The following is a 1,555-nucleotide window of genomic DNA, read 5'->3' as shown; positions in this document are numbered from 1 at the left end:
GAGTATATTGAAGCTTACTATAATACAAAAAGAAAACATTCTACGATAAATTATATGACCCCAAATCAGTTTGAATATATAATAGAGAATGAAGAAGTAAACTCTCCCAAATTGACGGGGTAGATCAGATAGTCAGTGTACTGAGAAATGAAACATGACTCATCAATTCCGCTGGGTAGTTTTTTTGAGAAAGCAATAACATTATCCATCAAATACTAGTTTTTACAATTCTACGCACTTTAGGGGTGCGAGTTAGATATAGTGATAATATACTAAAAGATATCTTTTTTGACAAGTAAAATGCGTAGAAGTGTAATTCTGCGTACAATAAATATTTTACAAATTAATGTATATTGTATATACTATATGTATATTGTAGTTATTTACAATTATTACGAGGTGTATAATGCTTACAAAATTATTTAAGAGCGGTAATAGTCAAGCTGTTAGGATTCCCAAAGAAATGCAGTTTAAAGTTAAAGAAGTGGACATTAGCAGAATCGGTAATTCTATAATAATTACCGAAATCCACGATAGTTGGGATAATGTATTTAAGTCACTAGATCCAGCCCATGACTTTTTTGATAATGGTAGAAATCAGCCTAAGCTTGATGAGAGGGAAGCTTTGTAATGAAAGTAATGCTAGATACAAATATTTGTATATATATATTAAAAGAACAGCCAAAATCTGTACTAGAGCATTTTAAAAAATATGAAATGGGTGATATTTGTATATCATCTATAGTATATGCTGAATTATTACATGGAGCTTTTAAGAGCAAATGGATTAATCAAAATCTAACAAACATTCATAATTTCGTAGCAGCTCTTCAAATTGTAGATTTTAATAGGCTAGCAGCAGTTGAATATGGAAAAATTAGATCAGATTTAGAAAAGGCTGGAAAGATTATTGGAGCTAATGATTTATTGATTGCGGCTCATGCTAAGTCTTTAAATGTTCCTTTGGCGACTAATAATATAAAAGAGTTCCAGAGAGTAGAAGATTTAGTTTTGCTAAATTGGGTCTAATAAAGAAATAAGTGAAAAGCATAGAGGATCAAAGTCATTATGAAAAATTAAGTGGCTGTCCTAGATAAATTTACTTTAAACTCTCTCTAACCCAGTGTCTAATTAGCTTTAGCTGTTCCTTAGAATCACTGTGGTTAAATCTCCACTCACATTCCTTCAAAAACAAGTAAAAATGATCTCTAGGAATACCATTAAATTTTCTTAAATGTCTCTTAGCTTGATTCCAAAAGTTCTCTATACCGTTTATATGATTATGCTTCTTTGCAAACAGCTTGCTATGGTTAATTCTATAATGTTTAAACTCTGAAACATCTAAGGCATTATAGCTCCTAAAAGTATCAGTGTAAACGATACTATCAGGCTTAACTTTTTCTCTAATTATTGGTAATACTCTATTACCAGCTATTCTCAGTGAGCCTTCAAAGCCATTAAAATCAATGTCTAGTTTTTAACTCTTTCGCACTAATTTTCATTAATATCTACTAAATCATTCCACATTATTAGATAATTACATACAAATATTAAA

Annotated in this window: 3 protein-coding genes and 1 pseudogene; 3 read left to right on the top strand and 1 reads right to left on the bottom strand. The window is 30.1% G+C overall.

The features are described from left to right. Positions 1–6 precede the first annotated feature (6 nt). The 3 genes from F3D59_RS10230 to vapC all read left to right on the top strand — a co-directional run bounded on the left by F3D59_RS10230 (position 7) and on the right by vapC (position 1,029). Complete coding sequence (locus F3D59_RS10230; RefSeq protein ID WP_411961543.1) at positions 7–123, top strand: hypothetical protein; 117 nt, start codon at positions 7–9, stop codon at positions 121–123. 283 nt (positions 124–406) lie between these two features. Then, on the top strand, positions 407–631 hold the full coding sequence (gene vapB, locus F3D59_RS09875) for a type II toxin-antitoxin system VapB family antitoxin (protein ID WP_224721195.1): 225 nt from the start codon (positions 407–409) through the stop codon (positions 629–631). Then, positions 631–1,029 (top strand): type II toxin-antitoxin system tRNA(fMet)-specific endonuclease VapC, encoded by a 399-nt coding sequence (gene vapC, locus F3D59_RS09870; RefSeq protein ID WP_150464770.1) that lies wholly within the window; start codon positions 631–633, stop codon positions 1,027–1,029. Before vapB ends, vapC begins: the two co-directional genes overlap by 1 nt. A gap of 70 nt (positions 1,030–1,099) precedes the next feature. On the opposite strand, the pseudogene F3D59_RS09865 reads toward vapC, so the two are convergent. Further along, positions 1,100–1,420, bottom strand: a pseudogene (locus F3D59_RS09865) (IS1595 family transposase); the annotation flags it as partial. Between the last annotated feature and the right edge of the window lie 135 nt (positions 1,421–1,555).

The sequence above is a fragment of the Francisella sp. XLW-1 genome, assembly GCF_008711455.1.
GTDB classification, from domain to species: domain Bacteria; phylum Pseudomonadota; class Gammaproteobacteria; order Francisellales; family Francisellaceae; genus Francisella; species Francisella salimarina.
Note: the sequence above shows the minus strand (reverse complement) of the source record. Positions and strands in the feature narration are given on the sequence as shown.

Bases quoted from the DNA above. Each gene is read 5' to 3' on its own strand.
- vapB (WP_224721195.1), top strand. From the start codon at position 407: ATGCTTACAAAATTATTTAAGAGCGGTAATAGTCAAGCTGTTAGGATT.
- vapC (WP_150464770.1), top strand. From the start codon at position 631: ATGAAAGTAATGCTAGATACAAATATTTGTATATATATATTAAAAGAA.